Here is a 19,377-nt window from a genome sequence, read left to right as displayed (position 1 = left end):
CGTCCCGCGCCGGCGTCAGGCCGAGCAGTGCGAAGCCAAGTCCGTGCGGTGGCGCGGTCGCGGTATCGCGGCGAGGGCCGCATCACCGGACGGTGAGGAGGTCGCTGCGGAACGAGGCGTCAAGCCGGCGCATGAAATGCTCGGCGCAGCACATGTGCTCCTGCATCACGCGGCCGACCGCCTCGGCATCCTCCGCCCGGAACGCAGCGACCAACTGGCGATGGCTGTCGATGTTGTGTGCCCCGAAGGCCGTGTGCTCCGTCGCGCTGCTCCGGAACTCGACGAGGTCGCGCAGCAGGCTGTTGATGAAGCGGCACATGAAGGCGAGGAGCGCGTTGTCGCTCGCGTCGCAGAGCAGGTCGTGGAAGGTCAGTTCGAGGTCGCGGCTCCGGACGTGCTCGCCTGCCGCGAAGGCCGCCTCGCAGGCCGCGATATTCTCCTCCAGGCGCCGCAGCGCTTCGGCGCCGAGCCGACCCACCACGCCGATGCCAAGAGCGACTTCGAGGCTGCGGCGCACCGCGTAGACCTGCGCGAAGTCGAGTTGGCGGAAGTGCAGGAAACGGCGCAAGTGCTGCGCGGCCGCGTCGACCGAGACGGGCCGGATCTCGGCGCCGCCGTTCGGGCCCGGCCGCATCGTCACCAAGCCCTGCACCTCCAGGGCCTTCAGCGCCTCCCGGATCGTTCCCTTGGCGCAGGCGTATTGCTGCATCAGGGCCTGCTCGTTCGGCAGGCGTTGTCCGGGCTCCAGGCGCTCGCGGGCGATGCGGCGGCAGAGATCCTCGGCGATCTGGTCCGACAGCTTGATCCGCCGCAGCGGCGCAGCGGCTTTCGCCTCCTCCGCGCTCATCGGGCCGGCCAAGCGACTTCGCGGTCGATCGGGTAGGTCGGGCGCGCCAACTTGACGAAAGGGAATAGCCGGTAGTCGGAGCTCGTGACACCGGCGCTGGCGCATTCCACGACCGCCCGGGCGATCGGCTCGAAGACCGGTCGGCAGTACATGCGCGACTTCAGGACCAGGAAGCGCGCCTCCCGCGGCTCGATGCCGTTCTCGGTGAAGATCGCCCGGTCCCAGGGCTCGTGCGGCTCCTCCGTCACCAGTACGCGCGCGCGCCCCGTATCGAGGACCGCGGCGCGGCCCATCGAGAAGCGCTGCCCGGTGTAGGTCGGGCCGGTGACGACGTAGCTGCCGTCGCCCACGGCCGCGATCCGGCCGGTCAGCGCGAGCGGTGCCTGGGGCGGGAAGCCTGGAAGCGGCACCTTGTTGCCGAGCCGGACCTCCGCCGCGGCGCCGGTCCCGGCCGCGAGGAGTTCGGCCACGGTCTCGGGATCGCAGATCGGCCCGGCGACGATGCCGTCGAGGCCGGCCTTGAGGCAGGCGGCGAGTACGTCCATCACGTCGCAGGTGCCACCCGACATGCAGTTGTCACCGTGGTCGAGAAGCAGGACCGGGCCGGTGCCCCGCCCGTCGGCGGCCGCCTGAGCCTTCGCAATCGAGTCCGCGAGCGGCGCCTCCTCGTAGACGAACTCCGCCCGGCGGGCCCAGAGCGCGGCGCCGAGTTCGGCAGCGGCCTCGCGCGCCTGCGCCGCGCTCTCGGCCGCGACCACGAAGGACGCGCCAGCCTCTCGCAGGTCGGCGAGGCCGAAGCCGCCGAAGAGGGTCGCGGCGAGGATGCCCGGCCGCGCCTCCATCGTCCGTGCAGCCGCGACCAGGTCGGCCATCGGCCCCGGCACGCGGGTGTCCATTCGCAGCGTGTGGGCGAGAAGCGGCGGGTGGCACCAAGCCTGGTGCGGCCGCAGACCCTCGTCGAGCATTCGGCCGACGAGGTGGGCCACGTGGTCGCCCGTCTCCGCCATGTCCACGTGCGGATAGGTCTTGAAGCCGATGATGACGTCAGCGTTCTCGACCATGCGGGCCGTCACGTTGGCGTGGAGGTCGAGGGCGACGCCGAGCGGCACGTCCGGGGCGATGGCCCGGATGCGTGCGAGAAGCTCACCCTCGCCGTCGTCGTGGCTCTCGGTCACCATGGCGCCGTGCAGGTCGAGGAGGATCGCATCGCAGCCCTGCGCCACCGCGGCCAGGATTGCGGCGGCGAGCGCCTCGAAGGCCGCGTCCGCGACCGGCCCGCTGGGGTTTGCGTGGGCCATGACCGGCACGGCGACCTCCGCCCCCCGGCTCTCCGCGAAGGCCAGGAAGGCGCCGAGCGCGGTGGCGCTGCCGGTGCCCGCCGTGCGGGCCTCCTCGCCCCAGACCGGCCGGAAGGCCGCGAGCGGTGTGGCGAGCGGCGAGAAGGTATTCGTCTCGTGGTTGAGGCGAGCGGTCACGATGCGCATGGCGGCCCTCGGCGGGGGAGTTCGAGCTGGGGTTGCGGGCTCAGTGGGCTTTCACACCGAGGAAGCGGTCGCGCGCAGCCTCGTCCAGCGCGAAGTCCGCCCCGCTGGCGTGATAGGCGATGCGTCCGAGCTCGAGGATGTAGTGCCGGTCTGCCAGACTGATGCAGACCGCGAGATTCTGCTCGACGAGCAGGATCGGCACGCCCGCCTCCCGGATCAGGCGGATCTGCGCCACGATCTCTTCGACGACGACCGGCGCGAGGCCCTCCACCGGCTCGTCGAGCATCAGGAGCTTCGGGCCGGTGAGGAGCGCACGGGCGATCGAGAGCATCTGCTGCTCACCACCGGAGAGCTGGGCGCCGCCGTTGCGGCGCCGCTCCTCCAGGCGAGGGAAGATCCGGTAGATGTCCTGAACCGACCAGGGCGAGCCCTTACGCACGGCGATCTTCAAGTTCTCCTCGACCGTGAGCAGGCCGAAGATGCCGCGGTCCTCAGGCACAAGGCAAAGGCCCGCCCGGGCGATGCGGTGGGGCGCCCAGCCGGCGATCTCGGAGCTACCGAAGGTCACCCGGCCGCGGCGGGGCGGCAGCAGGCCGCTGATGCTGCGCAGCGTCGAGGTCTTGCCCGCCCCGTTGCGCCCGAGCAGGCAGACGATCTCGCCCGCGCGCACCTCAAGGCTCACACCCTGGAGGATGTGGCTCTTGCCGTAATAGCCGTGGACGTTGTCGAGACGCAGCGCCGCGGCCCCGCTCATCGCAGGTCTCCCGTGATCATGTTGCCGAGATAGGCGCGGCGTACCTCCGGGTCGTCGCGCACCTGCGCCGGCCGGCCCTCGACCAAGACCTGACCCCCACGCAACACCGTGACGGTGTCGCTGATGTTCATCACGATGCCCATGTTGTGCTCGATGAACAGCACGGTGTGGTCGCGGCCGAGATCGCGGATCAGGTCGGTCATCCTGCCGATATCGTCGGTGCCCATCCCCGAGGTTGGCTCGTCGAGCAGGATCACCTTCGGCCGCGCCGCCATCGCCATGCCGACCTCAAGGCGCCGCTGCTGCCCGTGCGAGAGCTCGCCGGCCACCCGCCCGGCGACGACCCCGAGGTCGAGCCGCGCGAGGAGGGCGTCCGCCGTCTCCTGAGCCGCGTCCCGCTCCGGCACCCGGCGCCAGGGCGCGAGCGCCGACCAGGGCGTGCGCCCCTGCGCGGCCAGCCGGAGGTTCTCGCGCACGCTCAAGGTCGTAAACAGGCTCGTGACTTGGAAGGAGCGGGCGAGCCCGAGCCGCACCCGATCGTCGTCGCGGGTTCGAGTGATGTCGCGGCCGTTCAGGGTGATGCGCCCGCTGGCCGCCCGGATGCGGCCGGTGAGGGCGTGAAATAGGGTGGTCTTGCCGGCCCCGTTCGGCCCGATGATGGCGTGCACGTTGTTCTCGCGCACCCGCAGGGTGACGTCCTTCAGGGCGACGAAGCTGCCGTAGTGGACGCCGAGCCCCTCGGCGGCCAGGGCCGGCGCGAAGGTTGGCTCGATCCCGGCCTCGACGGCGGGTTCCGAGAGGGGCGCGGGAGCGGTCACGGGCGGCTCTCCTCCGGCACGGGGCGGTCGGCCGGGCCAGGCTCGTCCGGCGTCTGCGTTGCGAGTGCGGCGAACCGCTCGATCAGGCCCCAGAGGCCCCGCTGCATGAACAGGGCGATGGCAATCAGGAGGGCGCCGAGCAGCAGGAGCCAGCGCGGCCAGATCGCCGAGAGCAGATCGCCAGCGACGAGGTAGAAGGCAGCGCCCAGCACCGAGGCGAACAGGTTCGCGGCCCCGCCGATGATCGTCATGATCAGCAGCGTCTCGCTGGTGTGGTACTCCATGTTGGAAAGCGGCGCGACGCCGATGAGCATGGCGTGGAGCGCGCCCGCGAGAGCCGTCGCCGCTCCCGAGATCGCGAAGGCCGCGACCTTGAAGGCGCGCACCGGGAAGCCGATGGCGCTGGCCCTCGCCTCGTTGTCGCGGATCGCGAGGAGCGTGCGGCCGAAGGTGGAGAGCGCCACGCGCTGGAGGGCTGCGAAGAGCGCGAGGAAGAGCACGGCTACGAAGGCGTAGTAGGCCCAGGGATCCGCGAGCGGCTTCCCGCCGATCGTGGGGCGGGGAACGTTGAGCAGCCCGTTGTCGCCCCCCGTGAGATCGCTGAACGTGTAGGCCAGGAAATAGAACAGCTGCGAGAAGGCGAGCGTCAGCATCACGAAGTAGACGCCCTGCCGTCGGATCGAGAGCCAGCCGACTGCGGTCGCGGTCGCGGCGCCGACGAGGGCGACCGCGGGCAGCATCGCGGGCGCCGGCCAGCCGGCGCGCAGGAGGAGGAGACCGCCCGCGTAGCTGCCGAGACCGAAGAAGATGCCCTGCCCGAAGGAGAGTAGCCCCGTATAGCCGAGGAGCAGGTTGCAGGCGGCTGCAGCGAGCCCGTAGATCAGGATCTCGCTGGCGAGGGTGCCCGAGCGCAGGACGAGCGGCAGCACCAGCACGGTGGACGCGGCGAGCCCGAAATGGAGAAGCGGGCGTTCGAGGAAGCGGATCATCGCGACAGCCCTCACGCGCGCCCGAACAGGCCCCGCGGCATCATGACGATAATTCCCGCCATGCCGAGATAGATCACGAGCCGGGCGCCCTCGGGCCAGAGCGTCGCCATCAGGCTCTGCGCGATGCCAACCGCGAGCCCCGCCGCCAGCGCCCCGGCGTAGCTGCCCATGCCGCCAATCACCACGACTACGAAGGCGACGCTCAGCGCCTCGACACTCATGAACGGGTCGACGCCGCGGATCGGCGCGGCGAGCGCCCCCGCGAGCCCCGCGAGCCCGGCGCCGAGCCCGAACACCGCCGTGTTGATGCGGCGGGTGTCATAGCCGAGGAGCGCCATGTCCTCCGGCGATTCGGAGCCCGCGCGCACGATCGCCCCGACGCGCGTGCCCTCCAAGAGCCACCACAGGGCTGCGGCGAGCAGAGCCGTGAGCGCGATCACGAAGAGCCGGTACTCGGGATAGATGAAGTCGCCGAGAATGACGACGCCGGATAGGCCCTCGGGCGGCGCGAGATTGCCGCCGATCGGTCCCCAGATGATGATCACGAGCTCCTGCACCACCAACGCGAGGCCCACCGTCGCGAGGATGTGGAAAGTGTGCGCCTGCGCGTAGATCCGGCGCAGCAGCACGGCCTCAGTGAGGGCGGCGAGCGCGCCCACGCCGAGGCAGGCGAGCGGGAGCGCCAGCCAGAAGCTGACCCCGCGCGCGACCATTTCGTAGGCGAGATACGCCCCAAGCATGTAGAAGGCCCCGTGAGCGAAGTTCACGAATTGCAGCAGCCCGAAGATCACGCTCAATCCCACGGCGAGCAGGAAGTAGAGCATCCCCAGGCCGATACCGTTGAGAATCTGGAACAGGTAGGTCACGCGAGCCTCTGCCGGCCGGTCTGAATGCCCATTCCCGCCCTCGACCTCATTCGGAGCAACTTGCGCACGGGCGAGAGCCGCGCGGGAGCGCTCGGGTCACCGGTGGGGGTATTGCGAGGCCGGACGATCCGCGACCGGTCGACACCCCAGGTTGGGGCCGGCACGCGGGATCCGGCCGTTTCCGTCCGCAAGGAGCCGGTCCGCTGCGCATCTCAGCTCATCTTGCAGCCAGAGGCCTCGGGCGAAAGGAACGATTTGCCAGAGCTGACGATATCGACGAAATCGTCCTTGTCGGCCATCGCAGATTTGGGTTTTCCCTTGAGCAGGTAGTAGTTCTTGATGACTTGATGGTCGGCAGCGCGGATCTCCTCCTCGCCAGTGAGGCCGGCATAGGTCAGCCCTTCGAGCGCCTTTATCACCGCTGATCCCTCGGCCGAGCCGGCCTTGGCGGCCGCGTCGAGCAGCAACTTGGTGAGCAGGTAGGATCCGGCGAACGAGTAGTTCGGGCTGAACTTGTGCGTCTCGCGCACCTTGGCGACGAGGGCCTTGTTCAGGGGCGTGTCCACGGCGTGCCAGTACTGCGCGCCGAAATAGATGCCCTCGCAGAGGTCGGGGCCCAGCGCCTCGAACTGCTCCAGGCCGGAGGCCCAGGCGAGCACGATGGTCATGCGCTTCTTCAGGCCGAAGCTGACGGCCTGCCGCATGGTGTCCGAGGATTGTGAGCCGAAGCTCAGGATCAACAGCACGTCGGGCTTGGCCGCAACGGCGTTCGTGAGATAGCCGCTGAACTCCTTCTCGGCGAGCGAGTGGTAGCTGTTGCCGACGTGCTCGACCCCCTTCTCTTGGAAGACCGCTTTGGCGGCGGCGAGGAGCCCCTCGCCGAAGACGTATTGCGGTGTGATCGTGTACCAGCGCTTGGCCTGCGGCATCTGCTCGATCAGCGGGCGCACGGTCTGGGCGATCGCCCCGAAGGTGGGTACACTCCAGCGGAAGGTTCCCCGGTTGCACTCCTTGCCGGTGATCTCGTCGGCACCCGCGGTGGTGAAGAACACCCCGCCGCCGTTGCTCACCTCCTTGCCCATGACGAGCGCCTCCGAGGACAGGATGCCGCCGGCGAAGAGCCGCGTGCCCTCGGCCATCGCTTCCTGAACCTTGCGGGCCGCCGTAGCCGGCTTACCCTCGGTGTCGAGATCGCGCGCGACGACCTTGCGGCCGAGCACCGTGCCGACCTCTTCCGCCGCGAAGGTCGCGCCGAGCGCCGCGAACTTCCCGTTCGCCGCGAAGGCTCCGGACATCGGCAGCGGTGCCCCGACCGTAAGAGCGCCGTCGGCTGCCGCGGCGCCCCGCAGCAGGGCCGGCGCGCCGAGCGCGGCGGCAGCGAGGGCGGTCTGCGTCAGGAATGCACGACGATTGAGCATGGCGTCCTCTGCGCTGGCGATGATCGCTTGATCCATGCGATCTATACGCATCGATTGTGCCGCATCCTCCCAGCCTCGGCGAGTGGGTGGCGCGACCGGAGGAACGATTCTTTCACACCCGCCTCGTCGCCCGATCGAAATCGCCTCAGTCGGGGTGTCGATAAGGATAGGAGCGGCCGCGCTCCTCACCGACACGGCGGACCATGAAGGCGCGGCCGGCAGCGCCGCGTCTCGCGGCTGTCGGGATGCGGCATCCGCCAGTCGGTGCGCTGGAACGCGGTCTGGGGCAGGACGCGCACGAGATCCGGGCAGCCGGCCGCCGCGAATTGCGCATCGGCGCCGGCGCAGCGGAAGACGCGCCGGGCCCGGTTCCGCAGGAAGGCGGTGTAGTTGAGGGTGGAGGCGTAGGCGTCGACCGCGACGAGCCAGAGGAAGCGCGCCCAGGCGCTCGGCGGCGCCAAGAACCACATGATCATCATGCCGGACGCCGACCTCGACCAGGCGGTCGACGCGCTGATGGGCGCCGCCTACGGCTCGGCGGGCGAGCGCTGCATGGCGATCTCGGTGGCGATGCCGGTGGGCGAGAAGACCGCCGACGCGCTGATCGCGCGGCTGGTCCCGAAGGTGCGCGCGCTGAAGGTCGGCCCCGGCACCGATCCGGAGGCCGAGATGGGGCCGCTCGTCACGCGCCAGCACCTCGACAAGGTGCGCGGCTACATCGACCAGGGCGTCGCCGAGGGCGCCGAGCTCCTCGTCGACGGGCGCGGCCTGACGCTCCAGGGCTACGAGAACGGCTTCTTCGTCGGCGGCACGCTGTTCGACCGCGTCACGCCCGAGATGCGGATCTACGAGGAGGAGATCTTCGGGCCGGTGCTCGCCGTGGCCCGCGTCCCCGATTACGCCACGGCGGCGGAGCTCATCAACGCGCACGAATTCGGCAACGGCACGGCGATCTTCACCCGGGACGGCGACGCCGCGCGGGAATTCGCCCACCAGATCGAGGTCGGGATGGTCGGCATCAACGTGCCGATCCCGGTCCCGATGGCCTTCCACTCCTTCGGCGGCTGGAAGGCGTCGCTGTTCGGCGACCACCACATGCACGGGCCGGAGGGCGTCCGGTTCTACACCCGCCTCAAGACGATCACGACCCGCTGGCCGACCGGCATCCGGGCGGGGGCCGACTTCGTGATGCCCACTAGGCAGGAGGCAAGGCGGTGGCGGGAGCGGACGTACGCACCCTGCGATCGGACGCCGTGCAGGTGGCCGACCGATACCGATGCATCTGAAGCGGCCGAGCGTCCGCTTCGCCAGCTGAAGCGGACCTCTGGGGCGGCGAAGTGCGATGTCCGGAACGGGTCACGTGCTCCCGTCCTGGGCGGTACTGTCACGCTCTGCTGTGCGGCGGCGGGCCTAACTCTGGACGGGCAGGGGAGGGGGCCCAAGCGGTCGGGTACGGCTCGCGTTAGGTCATCAGCCCGCGCCTCGACGTGCTGCTCTGGAAGCCCGAGCGCCGCTCCGGCTGCAGCCGGATCTTGTGTCAGCCCATCCACCCAGAGGTTCCCTCTCTTGCCCATTACGCGCCCAAGAAGGTGCGGGAAGCGTCGAAAATTGCCCTTGCGCCTCAAAGGGCCGCGGAATCCCGCACCTTGCTCCATCGCCTTTGATTTCATTACGATTTGCGACTTCTCTCCTGGGCACCAACCACTCCCTAAGTGGTTGACGCCTCAAAAGCATCCTGATCTGAGTGGGTTGGCTGGCATCTGGCTGTTCAACAGATGCGTTCAACATGCCCCTTCAGATGGCCCGCCCGATGAGGCGTTCAGGTTCCTCCTACCACCAACTGGTTCAGCGCATTCCGGCAGACGTAGCCGCGAAGGTGCGAGGCATGAAGCTTACCATCCCGATAGGGGAGGGGGAGGTACACCTCGTCATCTCGGACAAGGCCAAGGACGTTCGTACGTCGCTGCGCACCCGTGACCCCGTGGAGGCCAAGGTACGGCAGGCTGTCGCTGTGGCGTACTTGGAGAAGGTCTGGCGTTCGGTCCGTGAAGGGCCACAGAGACTCACACAGAGGCAAGGTGGCGGTCGTGTCCCCAGGCGTGGTGTAGCTTCGGCGTGGTCACCCCGATCACCGACTGGGGCCGGGACGATCAGGCTGCCAGGGTGGGCAGGCTGACGAGGGGATCATCGCCGATGGGGGCGATGCTTTCCAGGGTGATGGAGCGGGCGCGCTGGACGGCCCACTCGTCGTTCTGTTCGAGCAGGATCGCGCCAACAAGGCGCGTGATCGCGGCTTCGTTGGGGAAGATGCCGACCACCTCGGTGCGCCGCTTGATCTCGCCGTTGAGGCGCTCCAGCGGGTTCGTGGAGTGCAGCTTGACCCGATGCTGGGCGGGAAAGCCCATGTAGGCCAGCACGTCCGGTTCGGCCGCGTCCATCAGGGCGGCGAGTTTAGGGACCTTGGGCCGGAGTTGATCGGCCACGCGCCGCCACTGCTGACGGGCGGCCTCCGCGTCGTCCTGGGCGAAGGCGGTGGCGATGAAGGCCGACACGACGCGCCGCCCGCTGCGGCCGGCGTGGGCCAGCACGGTCCTCATGAAGGGGACGCGGCACCTCTGCCAGGTGGCATTCATCACCTTGGCAACCGAGGCCTTGATGCCCTCGTGCGCGTCCGAGATCACAAGCCTCACGCCGCGCAGACCGCGCCGGGCGAGTTTCCGGAGGAAGTCGGTCCAGAAGGTCTCGGCCTCGGAGGGGCCAACGTCCATGCCGAGCACTTCTCTGCGCCCGTCGCTGTTCACGCCCACCGCCACGATCACCGCCACCGAGACGATACGACCGTCCTGGCGCACCTTCACGGAGGTCGCGTCGATCCAGAGAGACGGCCACTCGCCCTCGATCGGCCGGTCAAGGAACGCGCCCACGCGCTCGTCGATCTCCTGGCAGAGCCGAGAGACCTGGCTTTTGGACACGCCGGTGCCGCCCATGGCTTGAACGAGATCATCGACCGAGCGGGTCGAGATGCCCTGGATGTACGCCTCCTGGATCACGGCGGTGAGTGCCTTCTCGGCCATGCGGCGCGGCTCCAGGAAAGCCGGGAAGTACGAGCCCTTGCGCAGCTTGGGGATGCGCAGCTCGACCGTGCCCGCCCGCGTCTGCCAGTCCCGGTCACGATAGCCGTTGCGCTGGACCAGCCGCTCGGCGCTCTTCTCGCCGTGGGCCGCCCCGGTCAGGCCGCCTACCTCCAGCTCCATCAGCCGCTCGGCCGCAAAGCCGATCATCTCGCGCAGCAGGTCCGCGTCGGCGCTCTTCTCCAGCAGCCCGCGCAGGCTCATCATCTCGTCGGTCATCGGAGGTCTCTCGGGTTCGCGGTTGGTGCCAGCAACCCCACCCTACCCGGCAACCGCCGATGACCACCCCGCGAGAGATCCCGCCTGCTTCAGCGCTGTGATGGGCGCGCAGGCGGGCTCTCTCGCTCCCGGCGAGCTACACCACCAGTAGGGACACGACCCGCGTCCCCGATGCTGGCGCATAGCGCGGCACAGGACCATGATCATACCGGAGATTTAAGCCGCCTTAAACAGTGAGGCGAATGCCGTCCTGATATCACTGAACTGAGTAGTAAGTAGGAACATCAGAACAAAGAACGCTACGTTGAACAAGCCGGGGTGGGTTGTCGATATAGCTTCAACACGTCTTGAAATCGTGTTGATGGGTAGAAGAAATCTTACAAACATAGCTGTCGAAATGCCTATGATGGCCCCAGCGATGATATCGGTTGCATAATGATAGCCAGCGTAAATCCGAGGCAAACACATGACGAAAATCGACCAAGCATAAAAGAAGCTTCCCAATGATCGGGAAGCGTACCAGATCGCGGTTGAGAGTGCAAATGCGTATGCCGAACTATCGCTCGGAAATGAACTCCAGTGCTCAAATATCTCTATTTTAGTTCCGATCGGAGCAATAAAATTAGAATCGCCTGAGTGAAGAGGCCGCAGCCGCATTGGAAGAAGATTCTGTGTCAGTCTAGAAGTCAATATAGCTGTGAAAACGCTGATAACTGCTCCGATAGCAAAGATTTTGTACGACTTTCGATCAGACTTGCGATACCAGAAATAAACAATACACATAATGAAAGGAAGACACTTTACTGAATCCAAGTCAAGGAATTTTATTACAAATCTATCCAACAATGCGTTATGTCCGGCAAATCTGCCCATCAAGTTGAGGAAATAATTATCGATGGTCGTAAGCATCGCAGAGCTACCTCACGCTTCTCGTTGCGCTGCAGCAGAGTTTCATTTTCACCCAAAGATTTGCAGAAAAGTAGCTTGCTGTCTAATGCTGATGGCCTTGTTATCAACCGCGAGGCGCGCAGCCGGGCACCGCCGGCTGCGTAGAAGGGGGCCTGATCCGCCCTGCTTCGATCTCGCCAGTGGCGTGAGCAACATTCACGATGAGGACGAGACCGTCCTGGCGATCCTGGTCGTGGAGTAGCGGCTGATCGCACAGGATGTGGCGCTCGACCTCCCCGCGATCCTGCTGGTGCGGCTCGCGTAGGCCGGGACCGGCGGCAAGCCCCGCCAGATCTCGGGCGAGTATCGGGGCGCCATGCCGGCCGCCGACCCGATGGCCGGTCCCGGCGCCTTGTCTCCGCGTGGAGCCGTGGCCTCGCCTCCCTCTCGCCCGGCCAGCCGCCGTGCCCCGGCTTGTAGTCTGCTTTGAAACTCAGAAAACGCGGAGCTTCTTCGCATTTGAGGTGCGAGCGTTGGAGCGAGGGCCACCATTCGGCATCGAACTCGCGATGCACTCCTTGAATGTTGCCTTGCTGACTGGAGACATCTTGAATATTAGATTTCCGCTAGAGTCTCTTGGTATATTCAAGCGGTCCACGCAATCCTGACAAAATGGGCCACATGGCTTCTCTTGCGCATATGAATTAACAGAGCTTGTGCAGAGCAATCCGGCCACGAACCAAGCAATTCTGGACATGCACTTTTTCTTTTTTCTTCCTCATCTGCCATAATGTCTCGCCTCTCCGTGCATTGCAAGGTCATTCGGCTGGCTCCCTCAGTTGAAATTTGCGGAAAGAAGCGATCGGAGCGCTATGCGGGGTGACCGGTGCGGCGTGATGATGCCCTGCTCCTACCCGGTGTTCGAGCTGGCAGAGGCGTACCTGACGACACACCTCTGGACCTCGTGCAAGGCCAAGCCCGGGCGCTGCCGCGGCGTGACCGTCTGGGAGTTCGGGAAGGCGGCCTAGCGGGATCACGAACTCCGCCGTAGCCTGCGCCGATCAGGGCGCCGATCTCACCGATGCCGATCCGACCCGAGCACCGCGGCTTCGACCCGATCGACTGGCCCCGGCTCTCCGACGTGATCCGCTTCCGGCGCGCCGGCGGGCGCTGCGAGGGCTGCGGGCGGCCTCACCTGCAACGGGTCGCCTTCAGGGCGGGCGCTGGTTCGACGCCGCGACCGAGACGTGGCGCGACGGGCGCGGCCGGGTCCTGCGCAGCCGCATGCTCCCGGAGGACCTGCTCCATACGGTGCGCTTTACCCGCACGGTTCTCGCGACGGCGCACCTCAACCGCGACGCTACGAATGATGCCGGCGCGCCTTCGATCTCATCCGTTCCTACGAGTCATGCTGCGCCGAGGTGCCGGTGGGGAGGAGAACGCGTCGACACGAACGCCCGGCGGAACGAGCCGGTGCCCTCGCGGCAGGGAACGAGGCCGGCATCCAAGGCGACGCCGGATGGCGCTCAGATTCTTTCGATATCAAAGGTTAAGCTCAGGATCACGCCTCTGCGGCGGCGCCCCGGAATCCCGCGCGACGACCCGCGGGCCGCGCCCCGAAGCCGAGCCGCGGGCGCGGCGGTGCGCGCCTTCGCGGGCAGCCATCCCGGTCGAGTCAACCGTGAGCAGCATCGGGACGACCGGGCGCCGTCCCCGGTCGAACGCGGCCCGTCGCGCCTCGGCCCTCGCGGGATCGGCCACGCGCCGCCGGGTGACGGCGATGCAAGCAGATGCGGCGCATGTGGCGGCATGAAGCTCTGTATAGATACGTAAAATATGAGCAAGCTTCGGATGGGGGTCTAGGTATGATGGCCTATATCCACGCTGGTGGCATGTTTGCGCGTGAACGATTGTTCCTTGCGCGCTAGATCGGGCGCACGGAAAAGGCGCCGAGCTTCGCCTTCGACGAGGTGAGGATCGTGCAGGACGCCGCGTATTTTCGCGAGAAGGCCGAGCAGTGCCGTCGGCTCGCGAAGCACTTGTACAACCAGAACGATCCTGCGGTGGCGGCCTTGACCGCCATGGCGGCCGAGTTCGACGCGGATGCCGCCGCGATCGAGGCCCGCGCCGCGGCGGCGCACGTCATCGGCTTCGGCGACGACGTTCCGCACGACCGCGCGCAGGCCGATGAGCCGCCTCGCCCGGGCGGCACCGATGTCTGACCGAGGGCGGGGGGATCCGGTCCTGGATCGCGCCGCCCGCGCCCTCGATGCAGCGCGTGCGGCCCCCGGCGCGCGGCGCCTTCGCCGCCGTGCCGGGCATGACCGCCGAGATCCTCCGCACCGTCACGCCGCTGCGGAGCATCCGAGCTGGGCCCGAGCCGGTCGGCCCAGCGTCTGCGAGGCCCCGGATGGGGAGAAGGCGCGGCCGCCTGCGGCCGCGCTGGGCGAGGCAGGCGCGGTCAAGGCCCGGAGAGGCGACAACCCGGCGATTCTGCGAACGGGGTGAGGCCGGGCCGCCGCAGCCCTCGCCGCGGCGTATTCTCACCAACAGTGACACCTTAAGGTGCGGGCAGGGCGACGATGACGCGGTCCGGCCCCCCGCGCGAGCGGCCCGGCCGCGCGTCCCGGAGCGCTCGGACGATCGCTGGTCCGGTGCGCAGCTCAGCGGTTGCGCAGGTGGTCCCAGAGCAGCAGGGCGGGGGGCGGACGCATGATGGCGTAGAAGATCCAGTCGAACATTCGAGGCATGGCCAAGTCCGTCGATTCGGGGCTTGCCACCCAAGGATTGCCGGACCTCGATGGTCCCGGCCCGCGGGATGGCCCGGGCCGCTCGCGCGGCCCGCCCCCATCGCTCACTCCGGGATGCGCACCTGCCCGGCCGCGAAGGTGATCAGCGCGTCCGGCGCGGGCGCGGCGGATATCGGCGGCACCTGCGCCGCCGTGATCGGCGGGGCGCCCGGCCCGCGCGGGGTCGTCCGCACCACCTGGCTCGGAGGCAGCGGCTGCTGCCGCGTCAGGTGCGCGTACATCAGGTCCATCGCCTGGATGAAGTAGCGGTGCAGCGGTACGAATTGCTCGTTGTAGCCGGGAAACTGGTTGAAGGAATCGAGGTGGTGGGCGTGCGTCACCTCGTAGTAGCGCAGCCGGCTCGCCGCGCCCTCCAGGACGGAGTTCAGGCCGAAATACGCGCGCGAGGCGTGGTTGGGCGGCAGGATGCCGTCGTTGCGGCCGGTGACGAACACCGCCGGCACGCCGTGCAGCCGCCCCTCCGCCAGGATCTCGCGCACGCCCGCCGCCACGCGCTCGGCCTCCGCCCGGCGCGGGCCGGCGAGCTGCCCCCCGGTGACCGGGTCGCGACCGGTCGCGAGCGCCCGCAGGCAGAGCGCGCCCTCCAGGTTCTGGCCCGGCGTCGAGCCGCGATCCTCCCGCGGCCCGCCCTCGGCCGCCTCGTTGATCAGGACGATGCCGGCGGTCGGCGGGATGCCGTTGCTGGTCCCGAAGATCTGGGCCTCGCCCGCCCCCGCGAGCGGGACCGGCGGGCCGCCGGGCGCCGCGGCGGCCAGGCTGTAGCGGCAGAGCGCGTCGCGCACGCTGAAGCGCCCGTAGGCGTTGGCGTAGGTGACCGAGATCGATTGCGGGACGTTGCCGTACCAGTAGCCCGGCTGAACGAGGTTCTGCTCGGGCAGGATGCCGGCGGCGTTGATCGCGGCCTGCGCCTCGCGCGCCTGCGCGGCGAGCGTGTCGGCGCCGATCAGCCCCCGCGCGCGCAACTCGGCGCAGCGGCCGTCGCCCTTGGGGACCAGGGCGATCAGGCCGGCCGCGGCGTTCTCCGGGGCGGCGTTGGCGCAGCCCTGGAAGACGTTGACCAGGGTGATCGTGTCGATCAGCGGCCGGCTGTGCGCGAAGAGCGGCGCCGCGCCGGCCTGGACGATCGAGAAGGCCGGCGAGTAGCGCGGCGTCACGTTCGGCTCGCCGACCGCGAGACCGTCGATCAGGTGATCGTCGTCCTGCTCGACCGCGCGCACCGAGGCGCCCCCGCCATTCGACACGCTCGACGCGATCACGATCGTGTTGTGCTTGCCGATCCGCGGCCCGGTGCGGAATGTCTCGTTGAGCACCTCGAAGGCGAACGCGATCGCGCGCAGCACGTTGCGGCCCCAATCCGCCTCGGGATTGGCTTGCGAATGCGCGTGCTTGAACGCGAAGCGGTGCGGGTTCGCCGCCACGTAGGCGCTGCGCTGGACCTCCGGGATCGGCGCCACGAAATTGGCGGCCTCGCCCGCCGCGGAGGCCGGGGCGCGCTCGCCGCGCAGCAGGTTGACCGTGTCGGCCTGGAGGTCGTGGGCGCCGGTGCCGGTGCCCTTGTCGGTGTAGGCCACCGCGCAGCCGTGCTTGAGTCCCCACTCGCCGGCCGTGGCGATCGCCCCGTAGACGCCGCGGGAGCCGGAGGAGGGCGCGGCGACGATGCAGCCCCGCCTCGGATCGTAGCTGTCGGGCACCTGCACCAGCATCGTCACCCGGCTGCGCCGGTCCCCGGCCCGCTCGTAGGCGATGAACTCGTCGCCCGCGATCTTGCCCTCCGATGCCGTAACGGTGCCGTCCGCCGCGACGTTGGGGCCGTAGAGCGTGCCGTAGCCGCCCCCCGGCGTCGGGTCGATCAGGGCGCGGTAATTGCTGTAGATGGCGAGCCGCCGCAGCTCCTCGGCGGTCGGGCGCAGCGGATCGGCCGGCTGCGGCGCCGGCCCGGCGAGACCGGACTTGCCGAGGCCGGCGGTCAGGAGGTCGTTGCTGGTCCCGTCATAGTGCGTCCTGAGGATACCGCTCTCGGCCCGCGCGCCCACCGTCCAGGCGCACAGGATCGCCGTCGCCGCGCCCGCGGCGGCCCTGCCTCGCATCGTCATGTCTCCTCCCACCGGTCCTTCGCGGGACCGTCCCTTCTTGGCGCCGCGTCGCGGGGCACGGTCGACGTGCTGCCCGCGACCGGGATCCCGGGACCGCGCCGTCCGGCGGACGCGCCGTCCTCGCCCGGATCCGGCTTGGCCGGGGGGAGAATGCCCCCGCGGCCCCGCCTTGTCCACGCGCCGCCCCCGCCACGGCAGGGCGCGCCTCCCGCGCGGCAGGTCCGGCGCCGGCCGGTTCACCGGGGGCGGCGCCGGGTGAGGGCCCGCCGCGGCGCCCTTGATCCAGCGCAAGGATCGGGAGGGAGCCGACAGGTCTGATCGGGCCTCCCGCCGCGCCGCTCGGCGGCGCGGGCGATCCCGGAGCGCGGTCATGATCGGCACAACAGCACGCGTCGCCGTCGCGATGATGAGCCTGGTCGGAGTCGCGGGCGCTTCCCCCGGCGGCGAGGGCGGTCCCGCCTCCCCGCGCGCCGCGCCGCGGCGCGAGGGGCTGGTCGCGCAGGTCCCGTCGCCCGAACACCGCCCCCGCGGCGCGCGCACCCGCGTCGGCGGCGACGACCCGCCCGGCAGCGCGGCCCCCGCGCGCCCGCGCGGGTCCGGCCCGATCCGGCGCGGCGCCGCGAAGGGGCCCGGGGCGGCGTGAGGCCGACGGCGCCGGGCGGCGCCTCATCCCCCATCCGCCTGATCCCTTCGGGTTGGCGGATTGAGGCGTCGCTCACGCGCCGCGCGGGCGCGTGATCCGGGAGCCGCAGTGATCAACCGCATCCCGGATCAGCCGGCCCCCGGCTCCCGCATCAGCGCGTCCAGGATCGGGCACTCGGCGCTGTCGCCGCCCGGGCAGGTCCCGAGCATGCCGCTCAGCGCCTGCTCCAGGCGCGCGAGGTCGGCGCGCTTCGCCTGGATTTCCACGAGGTGGTGGCGGACGATCTCCTGGACCTCGCCGCAGGTCACCGCCTGACGGTCCACCAGGCCGAGCATCGCGCCGATGCTCTCCAGCCGGAAGCCGAGGTCGCGGCAGCGGCGCACGAAGATCAGGCGCCGCACCGCCTCGCCGCCGTAGCGCCGGTGGCCCGCCGCCGACCGGGCGGGCGGCGGCACCAGGCCGATCCGCTCGTAGTAGCGGATCGTTTCGAGATGAACGCCCGTGCGCGTCGCCAGCGCCCCAATGGTGAGCCCCTCCGTCGCCCGATCTCGCATCCTCGGCAGACTCCCGTAACAGCTACGGATCCGAGATTGCCGCAGGAGCGACGCCGGGGCGAGGGGCCGGCGCGGCGCGCGGGGACCCGCCGGAGCGGCGCGGCGTCGCGCCTCATCGGTCCGGATCGCGCGCGCGTGCCGCCTCGCGCGCGCCGTCGACCCGGATAGGGTCCGAGGTGCGCGGCGAAACCCGTCCGCGTCGCGTTCCCGGCCGCATAATACTGTACGTTAGTATGCGGGGGGCCCGCCAGGTCCAGCCGGGACGGATGATGACCTGAAGCAGAGTCTCGAACGACCTGCCCGGGCGGGCGCGAAAATCAGCCGGTCCTCGCTGTCAAGGCGAAGCTATCACACTGCAGAAACCAAAATCCTATCGTTGCCTAGCCTTGTTATACAGGAAGCGTTCAGGGTCTCTTTGGCAAGAGCCGGGCCATCGTAGCCCGGAGATCTGCATCTGCTCGCGACGCGGGCGTAAGAGGCACCATGGCATTCGACCACGACACTCCGACAGGGCGGGACCGGGCAGCGGCGGTCCCGGGCGAGGGGCGCCCGCTCCTGCCCCGCTCCGTTCACGCCCATCTCGGCCGGCAGCTGCAGGCCGTCTACGGCGCCCTCCTGGCCGAGCGCCAGCCCCAGCTGCTGCTCGACCTGGTCGCGCGGCTCGAGGTGGCGCTGGACGGGCAGCCGGCGTCGCGCTTCCGCGAGGATCTGCTCGAGGCCCTCCCGGCCCTGCGCGCCTTCGCCGTGTCGCTGACGGCGAACGTGGTCCAGGCGGACGACCTCGTGCAGGAGACGCTGCTGCGGGCCTGGCAGAACCAGGACCGCTTCGCGCCCGGCACCAACCTGAAGGCCTGGCTGTTCACGATCCTGCGCAACCAGTTCTACACTGTGGCGCGCAAGCGCCGGCGCGAGGTGGAGGACGCGGACGGCGAGCAGGCCGCCCGCATGGTCGCGCTGCCCGACCAGGAGGACGGCATCGAGCTGCGGGACGTCTGGATGCGGCTGAGCCAGCTGCCGACCCCGCAGCGCGAGGCCCTGCTGCTCGTGGGGGCGCAGGGCCTGACCTACGAGGCCGCGGCGGCGCTGATGGGCTGCCAGGTCGGCACCGTGAAGAGCCGCGTCAACCGCGCGCGGGCGGCGCTGGCGCAGGCCCTCGGCTACGAGGGCGGCCGGTCGGGCCGCTCGGCCGCGCTCTGATCCGGGATCCGCTTGATCGAAGCAGGTCCCGGATCACCAGCCCGCGCGGCGCCTGAGCGAAGCCGACATCCGCATGGCCGAGATGAGAGATGGCGAAGCCATCAACCGGATGTCGGATGAGGCAGCCTCGCGCAGGGGGGGGCCGGCGCGCAGGCCGCGCGGCGCGTCCCTGAGCGGCGCGCGGGCGCCGCCTCCTGCCGCCGCGCGAGGCCGTCGGGATCGCCGTCGTCGAGGTGGCGCACGGGGGCGCCGCAGGCCGCCATGATCTCCCGCAGGCCGTCGATCCACGCCGCGGCCTCCGCGCGCGTGGCGAAGCCGTCGCGCAGGAACGGCTTGTCCGGCGCCATGACCCCGACCACGGCGAAGCCGTCCGCCGCCTTTTCCACGATCTGGCACGTCACGGTGCGTGGCATGGCATCCTGTCGGGCGAGAGGCCCGCGCGGAGCCCGTGCCTGCAACAAGGCGAGACCCGCGCCATGGTTCCGCAATCGCCCGCCGATCCGCGCCGTGTTTATGATATTCTTATGAGGGAAGCGGCCGCGCAGGTCTGCCGAACATGGCGCCGGAGGGCCGGAACGTCTTGCGCGGCGGGCCCGAACACGTCGGAACTCCTGCGGCGAGCGGCCGATATTCGGGTGGCGCCGCGCCCTCGTCGGTCCTGACCCT

At 69.5% G+C, this 19,377-nt stretch carries 18 protein-coding genes and 1 pseudogene; 6 read left to right on the top strand and 13 right to left on the bottom strand.

All coding sequences use genetic code 11. From position 1 onward, the window contains the following. Positions 1-82 precede the first annotated feature (82 nt). The 8 genes from M446_RS03710 to M446_RS03675 all read right to left on the bottom strand — a co-directional run bounded on the left by M446_RS03710 (position 83) and on the right by M446_RS03675 (position 7,646). Entirely contained in the window at positions 83-859 is a 777-nt protein-coding gene (locus M446_RS03710; RefSeq protein WP_210161170.1) for a FadR/GntR family transcriptional regulator, read from the bottom strand. Beyond that, positions 844-2,331, bottom strand: coding sequence for a M81 family metallopeptidase (locus M446_RS03705; RefSeq protein ID WP_012330734.1), 1,488 nt, complete (start codon positions 2,329-2,331; stop codon positions 844-846). The genes M446_RS03710 and M446_RS03705 overlap by 16 nt, the downstream gene beginning before the upstream one ends. 40 nt (positions 2,332-2,371) lie before the next feature. Beyond that, the gene (locus M446_RS03700) at positions 2,372-3,085 is read right to left on the bottom strand and encodes an ABC transporter ATP-binding protein (protein ID WP_012330733.1); all 714 of its coding nucleotides are present in this window, start codon (positions 3,083-3,085) and stop codon (positions 2,372-2,374) included. Then, positions 3,082-3,903 carry an ABC transporter ATP-binding protein gene (locus M446_RS03695; RefSeq protein WP_012330732.1) on the bottom strand — a complete coding sequence of 274 codons (822 nt, stop codon included), beginning with the start codon at positions 3,901-3,903 and terminating at the stop codon, positions 3,082-3,084. The genes M446_RS03700 and M446_RS03695 overlap by 4 nt, the downstream gene beginning before the upstream one ends. Then, positions 3,900-4,892, bottom strand: a complete 993-nt coding sequence (locus M446_RS03690; protein WP_012330731.1) for a branched-chain amino acid ABC transporter permease — start codon at positions 4,890-4,892, stop codon at positions 3,900-3,902. Before M446_RS03690 ends, M446_RS03695 begins: the two co-directional genes overlap by 4 nt. 11 nt (positions 4,893-4,903) lie before the next feature. Then, entirely contained in the window at positions 4,904-5,758 is an 855-nt protein-coding gene (locus M446_RS03685; protein ID WP_012330730.1) for a branched-chain amino acid ABC transporter permease, read from the bottom strand. Between the two features lie 212 nt (positions 5,759-5,970). After that, positions 5,971-7,212, bottom strand: coding sequence for an ABC transporter substrate-binding protein (locus M446_RS03680; RefSeq protein ID WP_210161169.1), 1,242 nt, complete (start codon positions 7,210-7,212; stop codon positions 5,971-5,973). A 149-nt stretch (positions 7,213-7,361) separates the two neighbouring features. Further along, positions 7,362-7,646, bottom strand: a complete 285-nt coding sequence (locus tag M446_RS03675; protein ID WP_043700774.1) for a hypothetical protein — start codon at positions 7,644-7,646, stop codon at positions 7,362-7,364. Here M446_RS03675 and M446_RS03670 point away from each other — a divergent pair. Further along, positions 7,588-8,379: pseudogene (locus M446_RS03670) on the top strand (aldehyde dehydrogenase family protein); the annotation flags it as partial. The gene M446_RS03675 and the pseudogene M446_RS03670 overlap by 59 nt on opposite strands. Before the next feature lie 583 nt (positions 8,380-8,962). Further along, positions 8,963-9,352 carry a DUF6538 domain-containing protein gene (locus tag M446_RS39435; protein WP_322597453.1) on the top strand — a complete coding sequence of 130 codons (390 nt, stop codon included), beginning with the start codon at positions 8,963-8,965 and terminating at the stop codon, positions 9,350-9,352. On the opposite strand, the gene M446_RS03665 is transcribed toward M446_RS39435, so the two are convergent. Beyond that, a complete protein-coding gene (locus M446_RS03665) occupies positions 9,327-10,526 on the bottom strand; it encodes an IS256 family transposase (RefSeq protein WP_012330728.1) in 1,200 nt (399 codons plus the stop codon). The two genes, M446_RS39435 and M446_RS03665, sit on opposite strands and share 26 nt — an antisense overlap. Positions 10,527-10,742: 216 nt before the next feature. Continuing rightward, positions 10,743-11,309 (bottom strand): phosphatase PAP2 family protein, encoded by a 567-nt coding sequence (locus M446_RS39585; RefSeq protein ID WP_236728926.1) that lies wholly within the window; start codon positions 11,307-11,309, stop codon positions 10,743-10,745. Between the two features lie 977 nt (positions 11,310-12,286). On the opposite strand from M446_RS39585, the gene M446_RS37945 reads away from it, so the two are divergent. After that, positions 12,287-12,442, top strand: coding sequence for a hypothetical protein (locus M446_RS37945; RefSeq protein WP_012330726.1), 156 nt, complete (start codon positions 12,287-12,289; stop codon positions 12,440-12,442). A gap of 951 nt (positions 12,443-13,393) precedes the next feature. Then, entirely contained in the window at positions 13,394-13,636 is a 243-nt protein-coding gene (locus M446_RS37940; protein WP_012330725.1) for a hypothetical protein, read from the top strand. A gap of 632 nt (positions 13,637-14,268) precedes the next feature. Here M446_RS37940 and M446_RS03655 read toward each other — a convergent pair. Next, positions 14,269-16,311 (bottom strand): D--3-hydroxybutyrate oligomer hydrolase lipoprotein transmembrane, encoded by a 2,043-nt coding sequence (locus M446_RS03655; protein WP_018262610.1) that lies wholly within the window; start codon positions 16,309-16,311, stop codon positions 14,269-14,271. Between the two features lie 376 nt (positions 16,312-16,687). On the opposite strand from M446_RS03655, the gene M446_RS03650 reads away from it, so the two are divergent. Further along, positions 16,688-16,960 (top strand): hypothetical protein, encoded by a 273-nt coding sequence (locus tag M446_RS03650; RefSeq protein WP_012330723.1) that lies wholly within the window; start codon positions 16,688-16,690, stop codon positions 16,958-16,960. Between the two features lie 128 nt (positions 16,961-17,088). Here the strand turns inward: M446_RS03650 and M446_RS03645 are convergent, their stop codons facing one another. Beyond that, the gene (locus tag M446_RS03645) at positions 17,089-17,514 is read right to left on the bottom strand and encodes a MerR family transcriptional regulator (RefSeq protein WP_012330722.1); all 426 of its coding nucleotides are present in this window, start codon (positions 17,512-17,514) and stop codon (positions 17,089-17,091) included. Positions 17,515-17,997: 483 nt separating this feature from the next. Here M446_RS03645 and M446_RS03640 point away from each other — a divergent pair, with 483 nt between their 5' ends. After that, positions 17,998-18,711 carry a sigma-70 family RNA polymerase sigma factor gene (locus M446_RS03640; RefSeq protein WP_012330721.1) on the top strand — a complete coding sequence of 238 codons (714 nt, stop codon included), beginning with the start codon at positions 17,998-18,000 and terminating at the stop codon, positions 18,709-18,711. A gap of 101 nt (positions 18,712-18,812) precedes the next feature. Here the strand turns inward: M446_RS03640 and M446_RS03635 are convergent, their stop codons facing one another. Further along, positions 18,813-19,124 (bottom strand): hypothetical protein, encoded by a 312-nt coding sequence (locus M446_RS03635; RefSeq protein ID WP_012330720.1) that lies wholly within the window; start codon positions 19,122-19,124, stop codon positions 18,813-18,815. Between the last annotated feature and the right edge of the window lie 253 nt (positions 19,125-19,377).

The organism is Methylobacterium sp. 4-46, from assembly GCF_000019365.1.
Lineage (GTDB): Bacteria > Pseudomonadota > Alphaproteobacteria > Rhizobiales > Beijerinckiaceae > Methylobacterium.
Note: the sequence above shows the minus strand (reverse complement) of the source record. Positions and strands in the feature narration are given on the sequence as shown.

Bases quoted from the DNA above. Each gene is read 5' to 3' on its own strand.
- M446_RS39435 (WP_322597453.1), top strand. From the start codon at position 8,963: ATGCCCCTTCAGATGGCCCGCCCGATGAGGCGTTCAGGTTCCTCCTAC.
- M446_RS03665 (WP_012330728.1), bottom strand. From the start codon at position 10,526: ATGACCGACGAGATGATGAGCCTGCGCGGGCTGCTGGAGAAGAGCGCC.
- M446_RS03640 (WP_012330721.1), top strand. From the start codon at position 17,998: ATGGCATTCGACCACGACACTCCGACAGGGCGGGACCGGGCAGCGGCG.
- M446_RS03690 (WP_012330731.1), bottom strand. From the start codon at position 4,892: ATGATCCGCTTCCTCGAACGCCCGCTTCTCCATTTCGGGCTCGCCGCG.
- M446_RS03655 (WP_018262610.1), bottom strand. From the start codon at position 16,311: ATGCGAGGCAGGGCCGCCGCGGGCGCGGCGACGGCGATCCTGTGCGCC.
- M446_RS03675 (WP_043700774.1), bottom strand. From the start codon at position 7,646: ATGTGGTTCTTGGCGCCGCCGAGCGCCTGGGCGCGCTTCCTCTGGCTC.
- M446_RS39585 (WP_236728926.1), bottom strand. From the start codon at position 11,309: ATGTGTATTGTTTATTTCTGGTATCGCAAGTCTGATCGAAAGTCGTAC.
- M446_RS37945 (WP_012330726.1), top strand. From the start codon at position 12,287: ATGCGGGGTGACCGGTGCGGCGTGATGATGCCCTGCTCCTACCCGGTG.
- M446_RS03650 (WP_012330723.1), top strand. From the start codon at position 16,688: ATGATCGGCACAACAGCACGCGTCGCCGTCGCGATGATGAGCCTGGTC.
- M446_RS03705 (WP_012330734.1), bottom strand. From the start codon at position 2,331: ATGCGCATCGTGACCGCTCGCCTCAACCACGAGACGAATACCTTCTCG.
- M446_RS03635 (WP_012330720.1), bottom strand. From the start codon at position 19,124: ATGCCACGCACCGTGACGTGCCAGATCGTGGAAAAGGCGGCGGACGGC.
- M446_RS03680 (WP_210161169.1), bottom strand. From the start codon at position 7,212: ATGGATCAAGCGATCATCGCCAGCGCAGAGGACGCCATGCTCAATCGT.
- M446_RS03700 (WP_012330733.1), bottom strand. From the start codon at position 3,085: ATGAGCGGGGCCGCGGCGCTGCGTCTCGACAACGTCCACGGCTATTAC.
- M446_RS03645 (WP_012330722.1), bottom strand. From the start codon at position 17,514: ATGCGAGATCGGGCGACGGAGGGGCTCACCATTGGGGCGCTGGCGACG.